Annotated in this window: 28 protein-coding genes and 1 tRNA gene; 22 read left to right on the top strand and 7 right to left on the bottom strand. The window is 73.1% G+C overall.

The features are described from left to right. The first annotated feature begins 47 nt into the window (after nt 1-47). The 5 genes from B0I33_RS02545 to B0I33_RS30305 are packed head-to-tail and all read left to right on the top strand — an operon-like array spanning nt 48 to nt 4,102. Complete coding sequence (locus B0I33_RS02545) at nt 48-1,796, top strand: MMPL family transporter (RefSeq protein ID WP_342750045.1); 1,749 nt, start codon at nt 48-50, stop codon at nt 1,794-1,796. Then, nucleotides 1,793-2,236, top strand: a complete 444-nt coding sequence (locus tag B0I33_RS30770; RefSeq protein ID WP_342750044.1) for an MMPL family transporter — start codon at nt 1,793-1,795, stop codon at nt 2,234-2,236. The genes B0I33_RS02545 and B0I33_RS30770 overlap by 4 nt, the downstream gene beginning before the upstream one ends. Further along, a complete protein-coding gene (locus B0I33_RS02540; protein ID WP_106176829.1) occupies nt 2,233-2,931 on the top strand; it encodes a response regulator transcription factor in 699 nt (232 codons plus the stop codon). The genes B0I33_RS30770 and B0I33_RS02540 overlap by 4 nt, the downstream gene beginning before the upstream one ends. Then, nucleotides 2,928-3,722 carry a sensor histidine kinase gene (locus B0I33_RS02535; RefSeq protein WP_106176828.1) on the top strand — a complete coding sequence of 265 codons (795 nt, stop codon included), beginning with the start codon at nt 2,928-2,930 and terminating at the stop codon, nt 3,720-3,722. The genes B0I33_RS02540 and B0I33_RS02535 overlap by 4 nt, the downstream gene beginning before the upstream one ends. A 50-nt stretch (nt 3,723-3,772) precedes the next feature. After that, nucleotides 3,773-4,102: a site-specific integrase gene (locus B0I33_RS30305; RefSeq protein ID WP_245900396.1), complete on the top strand. Its 330-nt coding sequence runs from the start codon at nt 3,773-3,775 to the stop codon at nt 4,100-4,102. 80 nt (nt 4,103-4,182) lie between these two features. Here the strand turns inward: B0I33_RS30305 and B0I33_RS02525 are convergent. Both B0I33_RS02525 and B0I33_RS02520 read right to left on the bottom strand, forming a co-directional pair. Next, a tRNA-Pro gene (locus B0I33_RS02525) sits at nt 4,183-4,256 on the bottom strand. Nucleotides 4,257-4,323: 67 nt separating this feature from the next. Continuing rightward, complete coding sequence (locus B0I33_RS02520; protein WP_106176827.1) at nt 4,324-5,022, bottom strand: DJ-1/PfpI family protein; 699 nt, start codon at nt 5,020-5,022, stop codon at nt 4,324-4,326. 98 nt (nt 5,023-5,120) lie between these two features. On the opposite strand from B0I33_RS02520, the gene B0I33_RS02515 reads away from it, so the two are divergent. Further along, nucleotides 5,121-6,125, top strand: a complete 1,005-nt coding sequence (locus B0I33_RS02515; protein ID WP_106176826.1) for a GlxA family transcriptional regulator — start codon at nt 5,121-5,123, stop codon at nt 6,123-6,125. On the opposite strand, the gene B0I33_RS02510 is transcribed toward B0I33_RS02515, so the two are convergent. Beyond that, nucleotides 6,071-8,020: an aconitate hydratase gene (locus B0I33_RS02510; protein ID WP_106176825.1), complete on the bottom strand. Its 1,950-nt coding sequence runs from the start codon at nt 8,018-8,020 to the stop codon at nt 6,071-6,073. The genes B0I33_RS02515 and B0I33_RS02510 overlap by 55 nt on opposite strands. Before the next feature lie 68 nt (nt 8,021-8,088). Here B0I33_RS02510 and B0I33_RS02505 point away from each other — a divergent pair, with 68 nt between their 5' ends. After that, on the top strand, nt 8,089-8,499 hold the full coding sequence (locus tag B0I33_RS02505) for a fluoride efflux transporter FluC (RefSeq protein ID WP_106176824.1): 411 nt from the start codon (nt 8,089-8,091) through the stop codon (nt 8,497-8,499). A gap of 115 nt (nt 8,500-8,614) precedes the next feature. Further along, entirely contained in the window at nt 8,615-8,989 is a 375-nt protein-coding gene (crcB, locus tag B0I33_RS02500; RefSeq protein WP_106176823.1) for a fluoride efflux transporter CrcB, read from the top strand. A gap of 4 nt (nt 8,990-8,993) precedes the next feature. Here crcB and B0I33_RS02495 read toward each other — a convergent pair whose 3' ends face one another. Beyond that, entirely contained in the window at nt 8,994-9,389 is a 396-nt protein-coding gene (locus tag B0I33_RS02495; RefSeq protein WP_106176822.1) for a VOC family protein, read from the bottom strand. 183 nt (nt 9,390-9,572) lie between these two features. Between B0I33_RS02495 and B0I33_RS02490 the strand changes: the two genes are divergently transcribed. After that, nucleotides 9,573-9,698, top strand: a complete 126-nt coding sequence (locus B0I33_RS02490) for a hypothetical protein (protein ID WP_425440432.1) — start codon at nt 9,573-9,575, stop codon at nt 9,696-9,698. Beyond that, on the top strand, nt 9,695-10,177 hold the full coding sequence (locus tag B0I33_RS02485) for an SRPBCC family protein (RefSeq protein WP_106176821.1): 483 nt from the start codon (nt 9,695-9,697) through the stop codon (nt 10,175-10,177). Before B0I33_RS02490 ends, B0I33_RS02485 begins: the two co-directional genes overlap by 4 nt. Nucleotides 10,178-10,246: 69 nt before the next feature. Here B0I33_RS02485 and B0I33_RS02480 read toward each other — a convergent pair whose 3' ends face one another. Both B0I33_RS02480 and B0I33_RS02475 read right to left on the bottom strand, forming a co-directional pair. Continuing rightward, nucleotides 10,247-11,197: an LLM class F420-dependent oxidoreductase gene (locus B0I33_RS02480; RefSeq protein ID WP_106176820.1), complete on the bottom strand. Its 951-nt coding sequence runs from the start codon at nt 11,195-11,197 to the stop codon at nt 10,247-10,249. Next, nucleotides 11,194-13,311: a S9 family peptidase gene (locus B0I33_RS02475; RefSeq protein ID WP_425440431.1), complete on the bottom strand. Its 2,118-nt coding sequence runs from the start codon at nt 13,309-13,311 to the stop codon at nt 11,194-11,196. The genes B0I33_RS02480 and B0I33_RS02475 overlap by 4 nt, the downstream gene beginning before the upstream one ends. A 114-nt stretch (nt 13,312-13,425) precedes the next feature. Between B0I33_RS02475 and rocD the strand changes: the two genes are divergently transcribed. From rocD to B0I33_RS02455, 4 genes are all read left to right on the top strand, one after another. After that, nucleotides 13,426-14,655 (top strand): ornithine--oxo-acid transaminase, encoded by a 1,230-nt coding sequence (rocD, locus tag B0I33_RS02470; RefSeq protein ID WP_106176818.1) that lies wholly within the window; start codon nt 13,426-13,428, stop codon nt 14,653-14,655. Between the two features lie 82 nt (nt 14,656-14,737). Further along, nucleotides 14,738-16,111, top strand: a complete 1,374-nt coding sequence (locus B0I33_RS02465; protein ID WP_106176817.1) for a DUF2252 domain-containing protein — start codon at nt 14,738-14,740, stop codon at nt 16,109-16,111. 358 nt (nt 16,112-16,469) lie between these two features. Further along, nucleotides 16,470-17,438, top strand: a complete 969-nt coding sequence (locus B0I33_RS02460; RefSeq protein WP_106176816.1) for a pectate lyase family protein — start codon at nt 16,470-16,472, stop codon at nt 17,436-17,438. Between the two features lie 96 nt (nt 17,439-17,534). Continuing rightward, entirely contained in the window at nt 17,535-18,236 is a 702-nt protein-coding gene (locus B0I33_RS02455) for a phosphatase PAP2 family protein (protein WP_106176815.1), read from the top strand. On the opposite strand, the gene zapE is transcribed toward B0I33_RS02455, so the two are convergent. Further along, on the bottom strand, nt 18,171-19,208 hold the full coding sequence (zapE, locus tag B0I33_RS02450; protein WP_106176814.1) for a cell division protein ZapE: 1,038 nt from the start codon (nt 19,206-19,208) through the stop codon (nt 18,171-18,173). The two genes, B0I33_RS02455 and zapE, sit on opposite strands and share 66 nt — an antisense overlap. Before the next feature lie 81 nt (nt 19,209-19,289). Here zapE and B0I33_RS02445 point away from each other — a divergent pair, with 81 nt between their 5' ends. The 8 genes from B0I33_RS02445 (at nt 19,290) to B0I33_RS02415 (ending at nt 22,857) form a co-directional block, all read left to right on the top strand. After that, entirely contained in the window at nt 19,290-20,093 is an 804-nt protein-coding gene (locus B0I33_RS02445) for a pyrimidine reductase family protein (RefSeq protein WP_106176813.1), read from the top strand. After that, nucleotides 20,090-20,668, top strand: a complete 579-nt coding sequence (locus B0I33_RS02440; protein WP_106176812.1) for an RNA polymerase sigma factor — start codon at nt 20,090-20,092, stop codon at nt 20,666-20,668. The genes B0I33_RS02445 and B0I33_RS02440 overlap by 4 nt, the downstream gene beginning before the upstream one ends. Continuing rightward, on the top strand, nt 20,665-21,099 hold the full coding sequence (locus tag B0I33_RS02435) for a hypothetical protein (protein ID WP_106176811.1): 435 nt from the start codon (nt 20,665-20,667) through the stop codon (nt 21,097-21,099). The genes B0I33_RS02440 and B0I33_RS02435 overlap by 4 nt, the downstream gene beginning before the upstream one ends. A gap of 109 nt (nt 21,100-21,208) precedes the next feature. After that, a complete protein-coding gene (locus tag B0I33_RS02430) occupies nt 21,209-21,679 on the top strand; it encodes an Asp23/Gls24 family envelope stress response protein (protein WP_106176810.1) in 471 nt (156 codons plus the stop codon). A gap of 4 nt (nt 21,680-21,683) precedes the next feature. Then, the gene (locus B0I33_RS02425) at nt 21,684-22,004 is read left to right on the top strand and encodes a hypothetical protein (RefSeq protein WP_106176809.1); all 321 of its coding nucleotides are present in this window, start codon (nt 21,684-21,686) and stop codon (nt 22,002-22,004) included. Continuing rightward, complete coding sequence (locus B0I33_RS02420; protein ID WP_106176808.1) at nt 22,001-22,297, top strand: hypothetical protein; 297 nt, start codon at nt 22,001-22,003, stop codon at nt 22,295-22,297. The genes B0I33_RS02425 and B0I33_RS02420 overlap by 4 nt, the downstream gene beginning before the upstream one ends. Before the next feature lie 48 nt (nt 22,298-22,345). Beyond that, nucleotides 22,346-22,522: a hypothetical protein gene (locus tag B0I33_RS29820; RefSeq protein WP_181193150.1), complete on the top strand. Its 177-nt coding sequence runs from the start codon at nt 22,346-22,348 to the stop codon at nt 22,520-22,522. Then, on the top strand, nt 22,519-22,857 hold the full coding sequence (locus B0I33_RS02415; protein WP_106176807.1) for an Asp23/Gls24 family envelope stress response protein: 339 nt from the start codon (nt 22,519-22,521) through the stop codon (nt 22,855-22,857). Before B0I33_RS29820 ends, B0I33_RS02415 begins: the two co-directional genes overlap by 4 nt. The last annotated feature ends 25 nt before the right edge of the window (nt 22,858-22,882 follow it).

The following is a 22,882-nucleotide window of genomic DNA, read 5'->3' as shown; positions in this document are numbered from 1 at the left end:
TGCTGAGAGCCCCTTGATCCACGATCTCGTCAGGAGCACACACCGTCATGGCAGCATTGCTTTACCGGCTCGGCGCCTGGGCCTACCGGCGTCGGCGGACCGTCCTGATGGCTTGGATGGCTGTTCTCCTCGCCCTCGGGGCGCTGGCCGGTACCGCGGGCGGCGCGTACGAGGACGACCTGTCGATCCCCGGCTCGCGTGCCCAGCAGGTTCTGAACACGGTCGCCGCGGAGTTCCCCGCCTCGTCGGGAGCTTCCGCGCAGGTGGTGTTCGTCGCGCCCGAGGGCCGTCAGGTCGCCGACCACCGGCCCGTCATCGCGCGGACCCTCACCGCCGCCGCAGCGGCACCGCAGGTGGTCAGGGTGGCGGACCCGTTCACCGCGGGGATGGTGTCGCCGGACGGCCGAATCGCCCTGGCGTACGTCTCCTACCAGGAGAAACGTGCCCAGCTGGAGAAGAGTTCACTCGAAGCGCTCGAGGAGGTGTTCCGACCGGTCCGCGAGGCCGGGCTGCGCGTCGAGTTCGGCGGGTCGGCGTACGCCGACACCTCCAGCGAGGGCGAGAGCGGCGCCGAGGCTGTGGGGTTGCTGATAGCGCTGGCCGTCCTCGTCATCACGTTCGGTTCGCTGGTCGCGGCCGGGCTGCCGCTGCTCACCGCGCTGCTCGGAGTCGGCGCCACCATCACCGGTCTGGCCGCGGCCGCGAGCCTGCTCACCTTGCCGACGACCGCGCCGGCCCTGGCCCTGATGCTCGGCCTCGCGGTCGGCATCGACTACGCGTTGTTCCTCGTCGCGCGGCACCGGTCGCAGCTGGCGACCGGTATGCCGGTGGCCGCCTCCGCGGCCCAGGCGACCGGCACGGCCGGCACCGCCGTGGTGTTCGCCGGCCTCACCGTGGTCATCGCCCTGGCCGGGCTGACCGTCGTCGGTATCCCTTTCCTGTCCGCGATGGGACTGGCCGCGGCCGCCGCCGTGGTCGTCGCGGTGCTGGTGGCGGTCACCCTGATCCCGGCCCTGCTGGGCTTCGCGGGGGAACGGCTGCGCCCGAAGCCCGGCTCGCGGGTCAGGCGCCGCGAGTGCGGAGACGGCCGGCCCACGATGGGCGCGCGCTGGGTCCGGCTGGTCACCCGCAGGCCACTGGTCACGACGCTCGCCGTCGTCGCGGCGCTCGGTGTCATGGCCGCACCGGCGGCGGGGCTGCGGCTCGCGCTCACCGACAACGGTTCCGCGCCGGTGGCGAGCACGCAGCGACAGGCGTACGACCTGACCGCGGCCGCGTTCGGACCGGGCTTCAACGGCCCGCTACTGGTCCTGGCCGACCTGGCGAACTCGGCTCACGGCGCTGCCGACGCCGACCGGCAGGCCGCCGCCACGGCGCTGGCCGAGCGACTCGGCACGGTGCCCGGAGTGGCCGCCGTCGGACGTCCGCAGCTGTCCGCTGACGACCGGTACGCGCTGCTGACGGTGATCCCCGAGACCGGACCGCAGGACGAACGCACCGAACAGGTGGTGGCCGACCTGAAGGCCATGGGCGGGGAGTATGTGGCGGTCACCGGCTCGACCGCGATCGGTCTCGACATCTCCGAACTGCTGCGCGATTCACTCGTGCCGTTCGCCCTGATCGTCCTGGGACTGTCGTTCCTGCTGCTGATGTTGGCGTTCCGGTCGCTGGTGGTGCCGGTGAAGGCGGCGCTGGGCTTCCTGCTGTCGCTGGGTGCCTCTTTGGGTGCGGTGGTCGCGGTGTTCCAGTGGGGCTGGCTCGCCGACCTGGTCGGGGTCTCGACCACGGGCCGGTGATCAGCTTCCTGCCGATCATCCTCATCGCGGTGCTGTTCGGGTTGGCGATGGACTACGAGGTGTTCCTGGTCAGCCGCATGCACGAGGAGTACGTCCACGGCCGCGACCCGCGACCCGCGATCGTGCGGGGGTACCGGGCGTCGGCACTCGTGGTCGCGGCGGCCGCCCTGATCATGACCGCGGTCTTCGCGAGTTTCATCCCGAGCGGTGACGCGACGCTGAAGCCCATCGCCTTCGCGCTCGCAGTGGGGGTCCTGCTGGACGCCTTCCTGATCCGGATGACACTCGTGCCCGCGGTGCTGGCACTCGCCGGGCACCACGCCTGGTGGCTGCCGCGGTCGCTCGACCGGGTACTGCCGAACCTGGACGTGGAGGGCGCGCGGCTCGCCAGGGCCGATGACGAGCATCGTCGCCGCGCCCCTGCCAGCATGGCGTCATGAGGAACATGGACACCATTCTCGTGGTGGACGACGACCGAGGTCTGCGGGAGTTGCTGCTGTCCGCGCTGCGGTTCGCGGGGTTCGCGGTCGAGGCGGTCGGCGACGTGCCGGCCGCCCTGGCCGCGATCGAGACGAGCCCACCCGACGCGATCGTGCTGGACGTGATGCTGCCCGGCACGGACGGCTTCGACCTGCTGCACCTGCTGCGCTCGCGGGAGGTCGGTGTGCCGGTGATGTTCCTGACCGCCCGCGACGAGGTGGACGACCGGGTGCGCGGGCTGCGGATGGGCGGCGACGACTACCTCACCAAACCGTTCAACGTCGTGGAGGTCGCCGCGCGGCTTGAGGCGTTGCTTCGGCGTTCTCGCCGGGTGCCGGAGGGGGTGCCCGAGGGGGTGCTGCGCTGCGGCGACCTGGAGATGGACGAGGCCAGGCACGTGGTGACCCGGGGCGGGCGGCCGATCGAGCTGTCCCCCACCGAGTTCCGGCTGCTGCGTTACCTGCTGGTCAATGCCGGCCGGGTGGTCTCCAAAGCGCAGATCCTGGACCATGTCTGGCAGTACGACTTCGGCGGCGACGCCGGCGTGGTCGAGCGGTTCGTCTCCAACCTGCGCCGCAAGATCGACTTCGGCGGGCCGTCGCTGATCCAGACCGTGCGCGGCTTCGGGTACAGCCTGCGGCCGGTGCAGCAGTGACCCGGCCGTCCCGGTGGCGGCCGGCTCTCATCGCGCTGCTCGCCGGCCCGGAAATCGCCATACTCACCGACAAGGTCCAGAAGGCGTTCGACGCCGAGCAGCGGGCCCAGGAACGGTTGCGCAGTTTCGTCGCCGACGCCAGCCACGAGCTGCGCACCCCGCTCGCGACCCTGCACGGCTGGATCGACCTGTACGTCCAGGGTGGCCTGCGTGACCCCGACCAGCTCGACCACGCGATGGAACGCATGCAGGCCGAGGTGGGCAGGATGCAGCTGCTCGTCGACGAGCTGTCCCTGCTGGCCCACCTGGACGCGGCACGCCCGCTCGACCGCGGACCGGTGGACGTGGTGGCGCTGGCCGGCGAGGTGGTGGACGACGCCCGGATCGTCAGCGCCGACCGGACCATCACCCTGCGCGGGGCGGCGAAAGCGGTCGTCGACGGCGACGGGCCCCGCATTCAGCAAGTGCTGCGCAACCTCGTCGGCAACGCGGCGCAACACACCCCACCCGGCACACCCGTCACGGTGACGGTCAGCACCGAGGACGAGGAGGTGGTGGTCACGGTGCGCGACGAGGGTGACGGGATCGCGCGGGAGCACCTGCCACACGTGTTCGAGCGGTTGTATCGGGCCGACGCCAGCCGCGGCCGCGACAGCGGCGGCTCGTCGGGCCTGGGTCTGGCCATCGTCGAGGCCATCGTGACCGCCCACGGCGGCACGGCCGGGGTCACCTCCACGCCAGGGCAGGGCACCACCGTCCGGGTTACCTTTCCCGTCGACAGCCCGACCTGACCGGCCTGTCCGACCGGTGGTTGCGCTTTCGCCGCTCAGCACGTACGACAATGCTACGACTGTCCACTTTCGGCGCTCCGGCGTCGGTGTTGTCCGGTGAGACCGTCCTCGGTGAAGTGGTCGAACTCGGGAAGGTGCTGGAGACACCTCCTCCCGTGCAGTGGCCGTCGACAACGCGCGAGATGCGGCACAGCTTCGTCTCGTTGCTGTCGGATGCGCGCGTACCGATCGAGGACATCGCGCGGCTGTGCGGCCACAGCGGAACGGCCGTCACCGAGCAGGTCTACCGGCACCAGATCCGGCCCGTGATGGTTGAGGCCGCGACGGCGATGGACGACATCTTCGAGCGCCGTGCCCGGGCAGCACAGTCACCCAGTTAGTCACTCACCCCGCAACATATGTGAACAGCGAGAGGCCCTGACCGGCGCAAAAACGCTGGTCAGGGCCTCTGTCGTGACCGTCGGGCTGACAGGATTTGAACCTGCGACCCCTTGACCCCCAGTCAAGTGCGCTACCAAACTGCGCCACAGCCCGGCCATCACCTTCGTGGAAGGTGATGTTCCGTAGCGTACCGTGCCCCGCACGCGGCCGTGCAGGGAGGTCACCTCATGGCGCTGAGCAGGCGTTCCCGCAGGTCGGGGGCATCGGCAAGGCCCTGGCGGAGCGTCTCCTCGCGGAGCGGGTCCCACAGCGACCTGGGGGCGTCCGGCCAGCTGAGCCCGCCGAGCGGTGGCTCCGGGTCGTACTCGATGGCGAACTGCACCTGCCGCGCGGCGTCCTCGTCGGCGAGCCGGGTGATCAGATGCAGCGCCATGTCGAGGCCCGCCGAGACACCCGCCGCGGTGATCACGTTGCCGTCGGCGGCCCAGCGCCTCCGCCGTGGGGTGGCGCCGAACGCGGCGAGCGCGTCGAGGAAGGCCCAGTGCGTCGTGGCCTGGCGGCCTTCGAGGAGCCCCGCCGCGCCGAGCAGCAGCGAGCCGGTGCACACCGACGTCACCTGTTCGGCCCGGCCACCCGCATGCCGCAGGTAGTCCAGCAGCCGCTGGTCGGTGAGCGCGCGGATCGTCGGCACCAGCCCGCCGGGCACGAGCAGCACGTCCGGTTCCGGAACCTCCTCGAACGAGCGGTCGGCGGCCACGCGCAGCGGTGTGTCGGTGGCCACCGGATCCAGGGTCTGTCCCACCACCATGGTCGCGAAGCCCGGCCGCAACTGCGAGAGCACCGTGAGCGCCTGCAGCGGGCCGACCAGGTCGAGCGGCGTGAGTCCGGGATACAGCACGAACGCGATCGTCTTCGTCATGCCGGCCACGATGGCGCGGCGGCGCGGCCCCGTGGGGCGCGATGGCCGGATTCCTGGGATCCCTGTCTTCCGGACCGGCGCTCCGCTACCGTCACCCCATGCGCCGTGTCGTCCTCGTCGGGTACGACCGCGCCGAGCTGCTCGACCTCGCGTGCCCGTCCGACGTCCTCGACGCCGCCAACCGGCTCGGCGCCACCCCCGCCTACGACCTGCGGCTCGCCACGATCGACGGCGGCCCGGTGCGCTGCTCGTCCGGGCTCACCGTGCTCGCCCAGGAACGCCTCGACCGGATCCGCGGGCCACTCGACACGCTGCTCGTCGCGGGCGGTCTCGGGCACGAGGACGCCGCCGCCGACGTCCGCCTCGTCACGCACGTACGCAGGCTCGCCGCCCGCTCGCGCCGCGTCGCGTCCGTGTGCACGGGCGCGACCGTCCTCGCCGCGGCGCATCTGCTCGACGGGCGCCGGGCCACCACACACTGGCGGTGGGCCGGCCGCCTGGCCACCCGCTACCCGGCCGTGACGGTCGACCCGGCGCCGCTGTTCGTCCGCGACGGCCACGTCTACACGTCGGCGGGTGTCACCAGCGCCCTCGACCTGACGCTGGCCCTGGTCGAGGACGACCACGGGCCGTCCCTCGCCAGGGAGGCCGCCCGCCACCTCGTGACGTACCTGCAGCGGCCCGGCAACCAGGCGCAGGTCAGCATGTTCCTCGCCACGCCTCCACCGGAGCATCCGGCGGTCCGCGATCTGGCCGGCCACATCGCCGCCCATCCGGCGGGCGACCTCGGCACCCCCGCCCTCGCCGCACGAGCCAGGATCAGCGAGCGCCAGCTCACCCGGCTGTTCCGGGAGCACCTCGGGACCTCGCCCGGCCGCTACGTCCGGGCGGTGCGCACCGAGGCCGCCGCCCGCCTGCTCACCTCGACCGCGCTACCCCTGTCCGCCGTCGCGCGGCGCTGCGGGTTCGGCTCGGCGGAGGCACTGCGCCAGGCGTTCCTCGACCACTACGACGCCTCGCCGTCGGCCTGGCGGCAGGCGCACCACCGTCACGAACGCGCGAGCAACGGGATCCGGCCACCCGCGAGCACGGCCTCGATCTGACGCTCCGACAGCCGGTGCCGCATCCGGTAGTCCTCGTCCTTGGACACGTTGCGCACCACCAGGTCGGGCCCGCCCGGCAGCCCCTCGCGCAGCCCGGTGAGCCGCAGCGTGTCGCCCTGCTCGATCCGGTCGTAGTCACCGGGGTCGGCGAATTCGAGCGCGAGGATCCCGAAGTTGGCGAGGTTCTGCCAGTGGATCCGGGCGAACGACTTGGCGAGCACGGCCTTCAGCCCCAGGTGCCGGGGCGCGATCGCGGCGTGTTCCCGCGACGAACCCTGGCCGTAGTTGTCGCCGCCGACGACGAAATGCCCCGTGTCGGCGACCTTCCGCGCGCGTTCCGGGTAGGCCTCGTCGATCTGGGTGAAGGTGAACTCCGCCAGCATCGGGATGTTCGACCGGTACGGCAGCGCCCGCGCCCCCGCGGGGGAGATCTCGTCGGTGGACACGTCGTCGGGCACCTTGAGCAGCACCGGCGCCTCCAGCCGGTCGGGCAGCGGCGGGAAATCCGGCAGCGAGGAGATGTTCGGACCCTTGACCACCTCCTCCTGCCGCGCCTGCTCCGGTTCCGGCGGCGGCACCAGCATGTCCGTGTTCACCGAAGCCCGTTCGGGCAGGGTGAATCCGTCCGGGTCCAGCCCCAGCCTGTCGGCGAGCTCCCTCGGGTCGGTGATCACACCGGTCAGCGCGGCCGCGGCGGCCGTCTCCGGCGAGCACAGCCACACCGAGTCCTCCCTGGTGCCGGAGCGGCCCGGGAAGTTGCGCGGGAACGTGCGCAGCGAGTTCTGCCCCACCGCGGGCGCCTGTCCCATGCCGATGCAGCCCATGCAGCCGGCCTGGTGGATGCGCGCGCCCGCGGAGATGAGGTCGAACGTGGCGCCCGTCTTCGTCAGGTCGGCGAAGATCTCCCGCGACGACGGGTTGACGTCGAAACTCACGGAACCGTCGGTCTGCCTGCCCCGCACCATGTGCGCGGCGACGGCGTAGTCCCGCAGCCCCGGGTTGGCCGACGACCCGATGACCACCTGCGCCACGTCGGTGCCCGCGACCTCGCGGACGGGAACCACGTTGCCCGGCGAGGACGGCTTCGCGATCAGCGGTTCCAGTGTGGACAGATCGATTTCGTCGGTGACGTCGTAGCTCGCGTCGGGCCCGGGTAACACCTCGACGAAGTCGTCCTCGCGGTCCTCCGCGCGCAGGAACCGCCGCACGGCCTCGTCCGCGGGGAACACCGTGGTGGTGGCGCCGAGCTCCGCGCCCATGTTGGCGACGACGTGCCGGTCCATCGCGGACAGCGAGTCCAGCCCGGGCCCGTGGTACTCGATGACGCGGTTCAGCCCGCCTTTCACGCCGTGCCTGCGCAGCATCTCCAGCACGACGTCCTTCGCCGACACCCACGGCGGCAGCTCCCCTGTCAGCCGGACGCCCCACACCTCCGGCATGCGCAGGTAGAGCGGGTGGCCCGCGATCGCCATGGCCGCCTCCAGCCCGCCGACCCCGATCGCGAGCATGCCGAGGGAACCGGCGGCACACGTGTGCGAGTCGGACCCGACCATGGTCTTGCCGGGCACGCCGAACCGCTGCATGTGCGTCGGGTGCGACACCCCGTTGCCGGGCTTGGAGAACCACAGCCCGTACCGCCGGGAGGCGGTCCGGAGAAACTCGTGGTCCTCGGCATTCTTCTCGTCCGACTGCAGCAGGTTGTGGTCGACGTACTGCACGCTGATCTCGGTGCGCGCCCGGTCGAGGTCCATCGACTCGAGCTCCTGCATCACCAGGGTGCCGGTGGCGTCCTGGGTGAGGGTCTGGTCGATCCTCAGGGCGATCTCGTTGCCCGGGGCAGGTTCGCCGCTCACCAGGTGGTCGGCGATGAGACGTTCCGTCACCGTCCGCGTCATGGCCCAGCCCTACCCGCTCGGGCGGCGCGCCAATCATCCGGGACGCCGCCGGGGTAGGTTGCGGTGCCATGGCGCGTGCTCGGTGGGAGGTGCTGGCGGTCGTCGCCGCAGGTGGTGCCCTGGGCAGCCTGGCGCGGTACGGAATCTCCGTGGCCCTGCCCCACCCCGGCGGCGGGTTCGCGGTGTCGACGCTGCTCGCGAACGTCGCCGGGTGCCTGCTGATCGGGGCGCTGATGGTGGGGATCACCCAGACCGCGCGGCCGCACCGGCTGCTGCGGCCGTTCCTGGGCATCGGGGTGCTCGGTGGGTTCACCACCTTCTCCACCTACGTGCTGGACACCGTCGGCTCCGTGCTCGCCGGGCGACCCGCCGTGGCGGCGGCCTACGCGGTGGGCTCGGTGCTCGCGTCGCTCGCCGCCGTGGTGCTCGGGATGGCCGGAGCCAGGGCGCTGCTGCGCCGGGACCCGGGAGGCACCTGATGCGACCGTCCGGCCGTCCCCCGCGGCGCACCGTCCACCTCCGCGGGGGCCACCCGGGGCGGCACCGCCCGCCCCACGACGAGGTGCGGCGAGCCCGCGACGCCGGGCGCGAGCCGTGACGGCGGTCCTGGTCATGCTCGGCGGCGCGGCCGGGGCCGTGCTGCGGTACCTGGTCGACCGGCGGGTCCAGCGCGTCCACGACTCGGTGTTCCCGTGGGGCACGCTGACGGTCAACGTCGTCGGCTCCGCCCTGCTGGGGGTGCTCGCCGGGTGGGCGTTGCGCGGCACGCAGCCGGAGGCCGTGCACGCGCTGCTCGGCACCGGCCTGTGTGGTGCGCTCACCACGTTCTCCACGTTCGGCTACGAGACCGTCCGGCTCCTCACCGAGCGGGCACGCCGCTTCGCGGTGGCCAACGTGCTGGTCACGGTGGTGGCGGGGTTCGCGGCCGCCGCGGCCGGAATCACCGTGGGCCACCTGCTGCCGGGCTGAGCCGCTACGTCAGCTGGGCGACCACGAGCACATTGCCGTACAGGTCGGCACAGTGCAGGGAGCGGCTGCCCGGGTCGTCGCGCTCCGCCCACACGCGCACCCCGTGCTCGCGCAGCCGCGCGGCGACGGAACCGAGGTCGTCCGTGTAGAGCACGAGGAACGGCTGGCCGCCCGCCTGCCTGCCGACGAGCCGCAGCTCGTCCTCGCCGCCCGCGGGCATCAGCCACAGCCCGGCCCCGTCCTGCCCCGGCACACCGAGATGCAGGTAGCGGTAACCGTCCTCGGTCGAGTCGTGCAGCACGGTGAAGCCCAGGACGTCGCGGTAGAAGGCCAGCGCCGCGTCCTGGTCCTCGACGAGGAGCACGACGCGGCCGATGCCCGACAGCGGTGAACCGATCATGCCGCGGACCCTAGCGGGCACCCGCGACACCCTTGTATTCAACCCATAGGTTGACAACAGCCGCCCCTCGCCCTAGATTTCATTAAACCGTCAGGTTGAATAAGGCCGGAGCGGCCGACCGGGCCGGGTCCTCCCGGCCCTCGTCGCACGGCGGTGACCCTCGAGACGAAGGGGTTCGATCGGATGACGACGTGGATCGAGAGGTACCGGCGGCAGGCGGAGGAGCGCTACCGGCGCCTCGACGCGGTGCTCGTCGCGATGGACGACAGCACAACGGACCAGGACGACCAGGAAAGGAAGAGCTCATGACCACGACCACGTACCCGGAGACGGCCGTCACGGCGGACAAGGACCTGCCGACCATCCACATCACGCGCGAGTTCGACGCCCCCGTCGACGCGGTGTTCCGCGCCCACACCGACCCCGAGCTGGTGCGGCGGTGGCTCGGCCCGCGCGGCCTCACGATGCGCATCGACCGCTGGGAGGCCCGGACCGGCGGCGCCTACCGCTACACGCACACCGAGGAGAACGGCACCGAACACCGCTTCTACGGCTCGTTCCACGAGCTGCGGGAGCCGAGCCGGCTGGTCCAGACGTTCACCTACGAGGGCTTCCCCGACGGTGTCTGCCTGGAGACGTTGACGCTCACCGACCTCGGCGGGCGTACCCGCCTGGACGTCGTCAGCGTCTTCGAGACGCGGGAGGGCCGCGACGCCGCGCTCGCCAGCGGCATGGAGCACGGCATCCGCGAGGGCTACGAACAGCTCGACGAGCTGCTCGCCGGGTGAGTGACCGTCCTGAGTGGCTCGTTACTGACGAACTCCGTCAGTAACGAGCCACTCAGGACAGGCGCGGGGTCAGCGCGGGGCCAGTGCCGTCACCTGCTCGGCCGGGTCGCCGCCGTTCGGCAGCAGCGCGATCACCGGCGTGTCCAGACCGTTGTCGACATAGGCCTGGACCCGCTCCCGGCACGCCTCGGGGCTGCCGTGCACCACGAGCTCGTCCACCACCTCGTCGGGGATCAGCTCGTTGGCCCGCTTGCGGTCTCCGGCGGCCCACGCCTCGTGCATCGGCGCCAGCACGTCGCCCCGGCCCAGCCACTCGTGGAAGGCGCGGTAGACCGGCACCGTGAGGTAGCTGCTGATGAGCATCCGGCCGAGGCCACGTGCCGCGTCGGCGTCCTCGGTGGGACACACGAAGATGCGTGCCACCAGCTCCGGCCCGTCGCCCAGCTCCGCGCGGACGGTGCGCACGTCCTCCGGCGAGAGCCAGTTCGTGATGGCACCGTCGGCCTCCCGGGCCGCGAGGCGGAGCATCCCCGGCCGCAGCGCGGCCAGCATCAGCGGCGGCGCCGGCTCGGGCGGCCGCTCCAGCCGGAACTTGCTCACCGAGAACGTGCTGTACTCCTCGGTGACCTTCTCCCCCGCCAGAGCGGCGCGCAAGAAGCGGAGCGTGTCGCGGCTGCGCTGGAACGGCTCGGTGAACGCGCCACCGTTCCAGCTCTCCACGATCACCGGCGAGGACGTGCCGATGCCGAACACGAACCGGCCGGGAGCGCATTCGGCGACGGTGGCCGCGCTCATCGCGAGCAGGCCGGGACCGCGCGTGTAGATCGGCACGATGGCGGTGCCCAGCCGCAGCGACGGCGCCCACTGCGAGGCCAGCACCAGCGGGGAGAACGCGTCGGGGCCCGCCGTCTCGGCCGACCACGCATCCGTGTAGCCCAGGTCGGGCAACCGCTCGACCAGCTCGCGGTGCGCGGTCAGCGGCACCCCGGTCAGCGGGATCGTGATGCCCCAGCGTGTCATGAAACCTCCAGCTCTCGCTTGATCCAGTCGACCTGCAGCCGCATCAGGTTCTCGGCCACCTCCTCCGCCTGCGGGGTCATGTGCGTCGCCCCCGCGAGCGGCAGGAAGGTGTGCGCCCGTCCCGCGGCCAGCAGCGCCGACGACAGCCGCAGCGCGTGGGCGACGAACACGTTGTCGTCGGCGAGGCCGTGCACGAGAAGCAACGCGCGGCGCAGGGAGGGCGCGTCGGCGAGCAGCGAGTTGCGCTCGTAGGCCCCGGCCGCGTCCGCCGGGTGCCCGAGGTAGCGCTCGGTGTAGTGGGTGTCGTACAGCGACCAGTCGGTCACCGGCGCCCCGGCGACCGCCGCGTGGAACACGTCGGGCCTGCGCAGCACCGCCAGCGCCGCGAGGTACCCACCGTAGGACCAGCCGCGTATGGCCACCCTGGACAGGTCGAGGTCCGGGTGCTCGGCGGCGACGGCGTGCAGCGCCTCGACCTGGTCGGCCAGCGTCACCTCCGCGAGCCTGCCCGCGATCTCCTTCTCCCACGCCGGTCCCCGCCCCGGGGTGCCGCGGCCGTCGGCGACCAGCACCGCGAAACCCTGGTCGGCCAGCCACTGCGGGGTGAGGAACGCGTTGCGGCTCTGCAACACCCGCTGGGCGTGCGGGCCGCCGTACGGGTCGAGCAGCACGGGCAGCTTCCCGCTGCCGGGCCGGTGCCCGGTCGGCAGCAACAGCGCCGCGCGCAGCCCGCGCTCACCCACGGTGAGCCAGGTCAGGTTCGGCTCGATGCCCGGGTCCACCGTGACCGATGTCACCTTGGCGACCGGGTCGCCGTCGCGCAGTACCGCGACCTCGGGGCCGCTGTGTCGCAGGCTCCACGACGAGAGCACGGTGACCTCGGCGGTTCCGGAACCGACGTGCACACCATCCACTGTGGACAAACGGCGGGCCGAGCCGCCCTCGGTACGGTAGACGTGGATCTGCGTCGGGTCGTCCTCCGACGCGCTGAACAGCACCTCGGCGCCCACGTCGAGCACCGAGCGCACCTGCAGTCCCGGCCCGGTGACGGGCTCGCCGTCCACGAACAGCCGGTAGGTGTCGTCCACGGCGGACACCCGGACCAGCCTGCCGTCGGAGGTCCAGGCGGGCACGCCGCGCACGATCTCCACCCAGTCCGGGTCGGTGTCGGCGTGCAGCAGGCTGGTGGTGCCGTCGGCGGGGTCGACGGCGTGGATCTCCAGCCTGCGCTGGTCGCGGGGCTGCACGGCGATCAGCGGCGGGCCGCCTGCCGACCAGTGCACCGCGACCAGGTACTCCCAGTCACCCTGCCGCACGTCGACCCGGCCGCCGTCGAGGCCGAGGAACGACAGCGACACCGCGACGTTGGTGGTGCCCGCCGCCGGGTAGGCCACCGTGTTCACCGGGGCTTCCGGATGCGCCGGATCGGCGATGCTCCAGCGCGGCACCCCGGACCGGTCGCTGCGCTCGACCAGCAGCGACCGCCCGTCCGGGGCCCACCAGTAGCCGCGGGCCCTGCCGAGTTCCTCGGCGGCGATGAACTCGGCGAGGCCCCACGCGATGTCGTCCCCGCCCTCGTCGGCGAGCGCGCGGTCGGCGCCGGTCGCCAGCTCCACGACCCGCAGGGTCCGGTCGGCGACGTAGGCGACGTGCGTTCCGGTCGGGTTCGGCCGGGGGTCGATCACGGCACCGTCCACGAGCAGCCCGACCCGCCCGTCCCTGAGGTCGGCGGTGTACAGCTTGCCGGACAGCGGGAACGCGGCCACCGTGAGGTCGCGGTCGGTGGCGTAGGAGACGACCCCGCCCGACGTCTCGCGTGCCCGCTCGCGGCGCGCCCGCTCCTCCGGGGGCAGCTCCTCCTCGCCGGGCAGCAGCTCGGCGGCGTCCACCACCTTCGACTCGGCGCCGGTGCGCAGGTCGAGCGACCACAGGCTGTTCCGCCGGTCGGCGCCCGACTCGGCGCGCAGGAACAGCAGCCGCGTACCGTCCGGTGCGACGCGGAACTCCTTCGGCGCGCCCAGGGTGAAGCGCTGTGTCCTGGCCTGCTTGCGGAGAAACGAGAGATCGTCGGTCACGGGGCCCCACTCTGGCAGACCGCGGCCCGGTGCCGCCATCGTGCCTTCGGCGCAACGATCCGCCGCCTCACCGGGGCAACTGCGCAACGAACCGCGAGGACGAGCAACATCTTCCGGCTGAAGTGCCCGTACCGGAGCCTCTAACCTGAACGCATGACAACGTTCGCCGACGGCCCCACGAGGACCACACCCGCCGACTTCATCGCCCTCGACGAGCGGTGGAGCACCCACAACTACCACCCGCTGCCCGTGGTGATCGCCGAGGCGGAAGGGGCGTGGGTCACGGACGTGGCCGGCGAGCGCTACCTGGACTTCCTCTCCGGCTACTCGGCGCTGAACTTCGGCCACCGCCATCCCGATCTCGTCGCGGCGGCCGCCGAGCAGCTCGGCCGGGTGACGCTGACCTCCCGCGCGTTCCACCACGACCAGCTCGGTCGCTTCTGCCGGGAGCTCGCCGAGCTGACCGGCACGGAGATGGTGCTGCCGATGAACTCCGGCGCCGAGGCCGTGGAGTCGGCGCTGAAGGTCGCGCGCAAGTGGGCCTACCGGGTCAAGGGCGTGCCGGACGGCACGGCCGAGATCGTGGTGGCCGGGTCCAACTTCCACGGCCGCACCACGACGATCGTGTCCTTCTCCACCGACGAGACCGCCCGCGCCGACTTCGGGCCGTTCACCCCCGGCTTCGTCACGGTCGAGTACGGCGACGCCGGGGCGCTGGCGGCGGCGATCACCGAGCGCACCGCGGCGGTGCTGCTGGAGCCCATCCAGGGCGAGGCCGGGGTGCTGGTGCCGCCGGACGGCTACCTGGCCGAGGCGCGGCGGCTCTGCGACGAGGCCGGCGCGCTGCTCATCGCCGACGAGATCCAGTCCGGGCTGGCGCGCACCGGGCCACTGTTCGCCCTCGACCACGAGCGGGTGCGCGCCGACCTGTACACGCTGGGCAAGGCGCTCGGCGGCGGCATCCTGCCCGTGTCCGCGGTCGTCGGCCGGGCCGACGTGCTCGGCGTGCTGCGGCCCGGCGAGCACGGCTCCACCTTCGGCGGCAACCCGCTGGCCTGCGCGGTCGGCCGCGCGGTGATCCGGCTGCTCGGCACCGGCGAGTTCCAGCAGCGCTCGACCGCGCTGGGCGCGCACCTGCACACCCGCCTCGCCGAGCTCGTGGGCCAGGGCGTCGCCGAGATCCGGGGCCGTGGCCTGTGGGCCGGGGTGGACATCGCCCCCGGCGGCCCGACCGGGCGGCAGGCATCGGAGGCGCTGCTGCGCCGCGGCGTGCTGTGCAAGGAGACGCACGGCAGCACGCTGCGCGTCGCGCCCCCGCTGGTGATCACCGAGACCGAGCTCGATCGCGGGATCGACGCGATCGCCGAGGTCGTCCGCGCCTAGTTCCGTCCTGGTCGCACCCGGCCACGCCCAGGGCGGCCCCCGGACGATCGGCCCGGGGGCCGCCCTGGGGCAGGATGGGCGCATGGCACGCGACGGCATCGACCTCCGCAGGCACGTCAGTTCCGAGCAGGTGCGCGCCCAGGGCCGGGCGCTGCGGGACGCCGTCCCGCCCGGCGCGCACGACCACGCGGCGGCGAACCCGGACCGGCCCGGCGCCGTGGCGTACGTCCGGCGCAGCCACGAGGGCCGGCTACCGTCGTTGCTCGGCCTGCGGGTGGGCCGGATGGTGGAGTCACCGTTCGCGTTCTTCCGCGGCGCGGCCGGGCTGATGGGAGCCGACCTGCACGGCACGCCCGCCAGCGGGCTCACCGCGCAGCTGTGCGGCGACGCGCACGCCGCCAACTTCGGGCTCTTCGGCACGCCCGAGGGCGAGATCGTGATGGACATCAACGACTTCGACGAGACCGTGCCCGGCCCATGGGAGTGGGATCTCAAGCGGCTCGCCGCCAGCATGGTGCTGGCCGGCCGCGAGGGCGGGATGAGCGGCAAGAAGTGCCTCGAGGCGGCCGAGGACGCGGTGAAGTCCTACCGGAGCACCGTGCGGGAGCTCGCCGAACTGCCGTTCCTGCGGTCGTGGAACGCGCTGCCGGACGCGTCCGTGCTGAGCAGGGTCAAGGCCGACGAGCTCATCGACGACTTCGCGAAGGCGGCGAAGAAGGCGCGGAAGAACACCAGCGCGAAGATCGCGGCCAAGCGCACGCGCGAGTACGAGGACGACGAGACCGGGCTGCGGCGCCTGCACTTCGTCGAGGACCCGCCCCGGCGGACCCACGTGGACGACGAGACCGAGCAGCGCGTGATCGACGGTCTCGAGTCGTATGTGGACACACTCAGGGAGTCGCGGCGGAACCTGATCGCCCGGTACGCGGTGTCCGATGTGGCCTTCCGGGTGGTGGGCACCGGCAGCGTGGGGCGGCGCTGCTACATCGCGCTGCTGCACGGCAACGGTGACGAGGTGCTCGTGCTGCAGCTGAAGGAGGCCGCGCCGTCCGCCCTGCAGCCGTTCCTGCCCGCCGAGCCGCCGGAGCACGAGGGCAGCCGGATCGTGCACGGCACCCGGCTCGTGCAGGCCGAGACCGACATCCTGCTGGGCTGGACGACGATCGAGGGCAGGCCCTACATCGTGCGGCAGTTCCGCAACATGAAGGGCGACATCGACCCCACCGGGCTCGACGACGACCACCTCGACGACTACGGCAGGCTGGCCGGGGCGCTGCTGGCGCGGGCGCACAGCCGCTCCATCGACCCCCGGCTGCTCGCCGGGTACTTCGCCGACGACGAGGAGATGGACGAGGCCGTCGGCAGGTGGGCGGTGCGCTACGCCGACCTCACCGAGGCCGACCACGCCGACCTGGTGCGAGCCGTCCGCGCCGGCGAACTGCCCGCCGATTCCTGACCGGAAAATGCCGGACTGACCACGGCTCCCACTCGCGAGCCGGTTGACCGCATTACCCGGAATCAGTAAAGTCGTCTGCCGGAAAGCGCTTTCCCGTATCACCTGAGAATGCCCGGTTCCGAACAACAATCGTTTCCAGCACAGCGAATCACTCGTTCCGGCAACCGAACCGGCCATTTCCAGCGAATTCGATCGAATTCGACAGGATGATCTCCGCCAGGCGGAGTCGAAACTGTCGAACAATGCTCCGCAAACCGGTCCGCGGAAGGCCCGGCGGCAACCCCCGCGCGCACGGCGGCGAGGGCACGCGACCCTCCCGCGGCCGGGCGACCCTGCCCGCGTCACCCAGGAGGTTGTCATGTCCCCGTCTCCCCATCCCCGGCCCACCAGGCGCACCGTCCTGTCCGCGGCCCTCACCGCGGCGCTGGTCCCCACGGCGGTCGTGTCCGCCGGGTCACCGGCGTCCGCCGCGTCGTTCGACCTCGCCGGGTGGGCCACGCAGGGCGGCGGCACCACGGGTGGCGGTAACGCCTCTCCCGTCACGGTCACCACCGCGTCCGCGCTCGTCTCGGTGCTGCGGTCGGCGGGTCCCGCCGTCATCCGCGTGTCCGGCACGATCACCCTGTCCGGCATGACTGACGTGACCTCGGACAAGACCGTCGTCGGGATCGGCTCCGGCGCCACCCTCCGCGGCGGAGGGCTGGACGTCGACGGGGCGTCGAACGTCATCATCCGCAACCTGAACTTCCGCGACTGGGCCGACGACGCGATCAACGTCCAGGACGGGTCCACCCGGATCTGGGTCGACCACAACACCTTCTCCCGCGGCCACGACGGCGCCGTCGACATCAAGCGCGGCTCCGACCTCGTCACGGTGTCCTGGAACCGCTTCTTCGACCACGACAAGACCATGCTGCTCGGGCACAGCGACGGCAACGGCGCGCAGGACCGCGGCAGGCTGCGCGTCACCTACCACCACAACTGGTTCGACGGCACCAACCAGCGCCACCCCCGGGTGCGCTTCGGCAACCCCGTCCACGTCTACAACAACTTCTACCGCGGCATCGGAGGCTACGGGGTCGCCTCCACGATGGAGGCCGGGGTGCTGGTCGAGCGCAACTACTTCGAGAACACCGGGGATCCCTTCCACCGTGGTGAGGGCAGTTCGCCCGCGGGCGCGCTCGTGGCCAGGGACAACCACTTCGTCAACTCGGGTCGCGGTGACGCGGGCGGCAGCGTCCTCGGCCTGCCGTACTCGTACGCGGCCGACGCGGCCTCCCGCGTCAAGTCCGTCGTGACCGGTGGGGCCGGCACCGGACGGATCTGAGCACGGCCCCCGCAGCACCCCCTCCCCCGCCACCGCCGTGCTGGTCACGAGCGTGGAGCCGGGCACGCGCACCCGGAGCGCCGGTAGGCTCCGCGCGTGGGTGAGATTCACCGCCCCCGGCGGGAACCGCGCCGGAACACCGGGCAGGCCGGTGCTGTCGCCGTCCCGCGCGGAGCCGCGGCGGTGGCCGTCGTGGCGGCGGCGCTCACGCTGGCGCTCGGGCTCTGGCACGCGGGCGGGAGCGCACCCGGGCCGCTGGACCGCGCGGTGGCGGACGCGGTGCACGCGGTGCTGACCGGTCACGAGCCGCTGCTCCGGCCGGCGACCCTGCCGACGCATCCGGCCGTGGTGCTGGCGGCGATCGGCGCCGTGGCCGCCACCTGCCTCGCCCGCGGCCGCCCCCGGGCGGCCCTGCTCGCGGTGGTCGCGCCCGCCGTGACCGTGCCGGTGAACACGTGGCTGCTGAAGCCGGGGTTCGGCCGGATGTACGGCGACCACCTCGCCTATCCCAGCGGCCACACGGTCAGCCTCGCGACCGTGCTCACGGTCGTGGTGCTGCTGGTCCCGCCGGGCGGGTGGACCCGCACCGCGGCCGTGGCGGTGGCGGCGCTGCCGGTGACGCTCGCCGGGATCGGCATGGTCGGCCTCGGCTACCACTACGGCACCGACATCGTGGGCGGGGCCGCCTTCGCGGTGGCGGCGACCGTGGCGGTGGCGGCGCTGCTCGCGCGGCTACCGGGTGGCCGGCAGCGCCGCACCGTCCCTGGCGAGGGCGGTGAGCCTGCTGACCGCGCGTAGGTACTTCTTGCGGTACCCGCCGGCGAGCATCTCCTCGGTGAACAGCTCGCCCAGTGAGCGGCCGGAGGCGACCACGGGGATCGCCCGGTCGTAGAGCCGGTCGGCGAGCGCGACCAGCCGCAGCCCCACCATCTGGTCGGGCGCGGGCCGCACGTCCCGCAGGTGCACGACCGACACGCCGTCGACCAGCCTGCCGTACCGGGACGGGTGCAGCCGGGCAAGGTGCTCGCACAGTGCCGCGAAGTCGTCCAGCGTCGCACCGGGCCGGGCCTCGGCCGAGGCGGCGAGGGCGTCGTCGCTCGCCGGGTCGGGCGGGTCCGGCAGCCCGCGGTGCCGGTAGTCGGGACCGTCCACCCGCAGCACGCGGAACCGCTCGGCGAGCGAGTGGATCTCGCGCAGGAAGTCCTCGGCGGCGAACCGCCCCTCCCCCAGCTTGTCCGGCAGCGTGTTGGACGTCGCCGCGACGAACACGCCCGCCGACGTCAGCTCCCGCAGCAGCCGGGTGACGAGCATCGTGTCCCCGGGGTCGTCCAGTTCGAACTCGTCGATCGCGAGCAGCCGGTGCCCGGACAGCCTGCGCACCGCCTCCGCGAACCCCAGCGCGCCGACCACGTTGGTCAGCTCGACGAACGTGCCGTACGCCTTCGGCCCCGGCACCTCGTGCCAGAGGGACGCGAGCAGGTGGGTCTTGCCGACGCCGAACCCGCCGTCCAGGTACAGGCCCGGCGGCCCGGGTTCGGCCTTGCCGCGGCCGAACAGCGCCCGCCAGCCGGACCGTTCCCGGCGCGGCGACCGCACCCGCTCGGCGAACGCGGAGCAGACCCGGACGGCGTCGGCCTGGCTCGGCTCGTCGGGGTTGGGCACGTACGTGCCGAACCGCACCGCGTCGAACCGCGGCGGCGGCACCAGGGTGGTGATCAGCTCGTCGGCCCCGATCTCGGGCCAGCGCGACGTCAGCTGCTCGGCGGGCATGCCGGTCAGCGTAGCCACCGGGCGCGGGCGGCCCCGCCGGGCGGCGGCGCAATCGAGACGCGGCTCACCGGGCTCACCCGAATGGCCACGGCCGGGACGGCGTGTTGGGATGAGCACGTGCACCGCCTCTGGCCCGAACCACCGGAGGGCCGCCCGTCCGGCCCGCTGACCGATGCCGACCTCGAGGAGATCTACGGCTACCCCGACCCGGTGACCAGGCCGTGGGTCCAGGCGAACTTCGTCTCGTCCGCCGACGGCGCCGTCTCCGTCGCCGACCGCTCCGCGGGGCTGTCCCACCCGGCCGACAAGCGCATCTTCGCGCTCGGCCGGGACCTGGCCGACGTGATCCTCGTCGGGGCGGGCACGGTGCGGGCGGAGCGGTACCGGGGCGCCAAACCGGGCGAGCTGCGGGTGGAGCGCAGGCGCAGGCTCGGCCTGGCCGACGTGCCGCCGATCGCGGTGGTGAGCGGGCGCTGCACCCTCGACCCCGGCGACCCGCTGTTCACCGACACGCTCGTGCCGCCGATCGTGCTCACCACCGAGAGCGCGCCGAAGGACCGCAGGGCCGGCCTCGCCGCGGCCGGAGCCGAGGTGCTCACCGCGGGCGAGCACAGCGTGGACCTGAAGGCGGCGCTGGGCGCGCTGGGCGAGCGCGGCCTGCTGCGGGTCAACTGCGAGGGCGGCCCGCACCTGTTCGCGACGCTGGTGGCGGAGGATCTGGTCGACCAGCTGTGCCTGACGATCGCGCCCCTGCTGGCGGGTGCGGGCGCCGACCGGATCGTCGCGGGCCGCGCCACCGAGGCCCCGCGCCGCCTGCGCCTCGCGTCGGTGCTGCACGAGGACGGCTTCACGATGTTCCGGTACCGCCGGGAAAGCGGCGGATGAGCGCGCCGCCTTCCACCGACGCGGCGCTGCTCGCGCGGGCCGCGGAGGGCGAGGCGGCGGCGTTCGACCACCTGGTGCGCAGGCACACCCCGCGGATGTACCGGGTCGCGCTGCGGATCACCGGCTCGGCCGCGGAGGCCGAGGACGTGGTCCAGGACGCCTGGATCGCCGCGTGGCGCGGGTTGCCGGACTTCCGGGGCGACTCGGCCGTCTCCACGTGGCTGTACCGGGTGGTCACCAACGCCGCGCTCGGGCACGTCCGCAGGCGCAGGCCCACCGTGTCGCTCGACGAGGCGCTCGCCGGCCCCGGCCGGGCGCGGCTGGACGCCGGGCTGCTGGCCGACGCCCACGCGGACCCGGAGGGCCACGTGGTGCGGACCGAGCAGGTGGAGGCCGTGCTGTGGGCGATCGCGAGCCTGGACGTGACGCAGCGGGTGCCGCTGGTGCTGCGGGAACTGGAAGGCCTCAGCTACGAGGAGGTCGCCGAGGTGCTGGAGGTCAATGTCGCGGCCTTGCGTTCCCGGCTGCATCGCGCCAGGGTGGCGTTGCTCGCGAAACTCAAGGAGCGGTCATGAGCGCCGGCGGCGACCCCCTCGACGACCCCCAGTGGGAATGGGTGCGTGCCACGGCGCGTGCCCCGGTTCCCACGCCGCCGGGGCTGATCGAGCGCGTGCTCCGCTCGGTGCACGGCGTGCGGGGCGGGTTGCCCGCGGAACCGCTGGAGATCGCCCAGGAGGGCGGGCGGCTGCGGGTCGGTGAGCGGGCCGTGGTGCTGCTCACCCGGCGGCTGGGCGCCGACCTCGCGGCCCGGATCGGCGGACTGCACGTGTCGGCGGTGGCGTTCGAGGCGGGCGTGCTGGAGGTCGTGGTCACCGTCGAGTACGGATTGGGCGCGGACACGGCGGCCGAGACGCTGCGCATCCGGCTGCAGGCGGCGCTGCGGGCGGAGCTCGGCCCGGCCGCCCCCGCGGTGAACGTGCACATCGCCGACGTGTACCGGAACTGACGGCGCTCACCCGCCAGGGGGAACCTGCGAAAGACGGCGTGGCGAAGTCGCATCGTAGGTGGCGTCGGGGTTCGATTCTCCCCAGCACAGGCCGAAAGGAGCAGCCTTCATGGCGCAGAACAGCGCGACCAGGACCGACACCGAGACCGCCCCCGTGCCCCGCTCGGGTTCGCCCGCGGCGCTCAACGAGGAGGGCAACCTCGGCAAGACCACGATCGCGTCGTCCGTCGTGCAGAAGGTCGCCGGCATCGCCGCCAGGGAGGTGTCGGGCGTCCACGCGCTCGGCGGCGGCGTGTCCCGCGCGTTCGGCGCGATCCGCGAGCGCATCCCGGGATCCGGCACCACGTCGACGTCCGGTGTCTCGGTCGAGGTGGGCGAGAAGCAGGCCGCGGTCGACCTGGATCTGGTCGTGGAGTACGGCGCCCGGATCGTCGACGTGGCCCGCGCCGTGCGGCGCAACGTCATCACCACGGTCGAGCAGATCACCGGGCTGGACGTGATCGAGGTGAACATCGCGGTCAACGACATCCACCTGCCGGACGAGGACTCCGCCGGGGAACCCGCGTCCCGCGTGGAGTAGCGAGATGACCCCCGAGCAGCTGGCGGACTCCGTGGCCGAGGAGGTCTCGGCGCACGCTTCGGTGGTGCGCCTGGACGGTGGCGCCCTCGGCACCCTCGCCACGCCCCTGCCCGGCCGCAGGGTCGCCGGGGTCCGGGTGACGGGGCCCGGCGAGCCGGTCGCGATCGGCGTGGTGCTGCGGCTCGGTTCTCCCCTGCCGGAGGTGACCGCGGAGCTGCGCGGCCGGGTCCGGGCGGTCGCCGGTGACGTGCCGGTGGACATCGAGGTCACCGACGTCGTCACCGGTACCGATCCGTCCACACGGGACGGAGAGCGGCCCGGATGAGGGAGGGACCGGAGCGGGAGGCGCGGCGGCGGCGCGCGGAGTTCCGCGCGTTCGTCCGCGCGCACCACCCCGACGTCGGCGGCGATCCCGCCGAGTTCGCCGCCGGGATCGCCCGGTTCCGCGGCGGGGACGGGCAACCGGGCGCGGGCGGGCCCCCGGATGAGGCGCGCGCACCGGCCGACCGGTTCGACGCCCCCGTCGTCTTCGTGTCCCGCCGAGCGGGGCTCACCGGGATCGCCGCGCGGTTCCGGCGCTGGCGGCGCCGGCGCCGCAGGCCGCCCCGGGTCAGTTGAGCACCCGGTACCACTGAGCACACAGCACACAGCACAAGGAGCGCACCCATGAACGCGACCCAGACCGGGATCATCGCCGGTCTCGTCCTCGGCCTCGCCGCGGCGCAGGGCTTCGGGACCTTCCTGGTCACGCTGGCGGTCGGCGTGATCGGCCTCGTCGTCGGCCGCGTGCTGGACGGGCAGATGGAGTTCGGCGACCTGTTCGGCCGGGGCAAGGACCGGTGAGCGCGGCCGAGCCGGAGGACCGCGGCACGCTGGAGATCGCGCACTCGGTGGTGCGCAAGGTCGCCGAGCACGCGGCGAGCCGGGTGCCCGGCACGGCCACGGCCCGGCGCCGCCTCGGCCGGGGTGGCCCGAGCGTCCGGGTGTCCGGGCACGGCGACCACGTCGACCTGGACCTCGACCTGGCCCTGCACTACCCCGCGTCCGTGCCCGCGGTGGTGGACAGGGTGCGGGAGGCGGTGGCCGGGGAGGTGCGGGACCTGACGTCGTACCGGGTGCGCGGGCTGGCGGTCACCGTGTCGGCGCTGGTGCGCCGGCCCGGCACCCGCGTCGAGTAGCGGCGCGCCAACCCTCAGGAGGACA

It is taken from the genome of Prauserella shujinwangii (assembly GCF_003001955.1).
GTDB lineage: Bacteria > Actinomycetota > Actinomycetes > Mycobacteriales > Pseudonocardiaceae > Qaidamihabitans > Qaidamihabitans shujinwangii.
The sequence above is the reverse complement of the archived record's forward strand: the minus strand, read 5'-3'. Positions and strand labels throughout refer to the sequence as shown.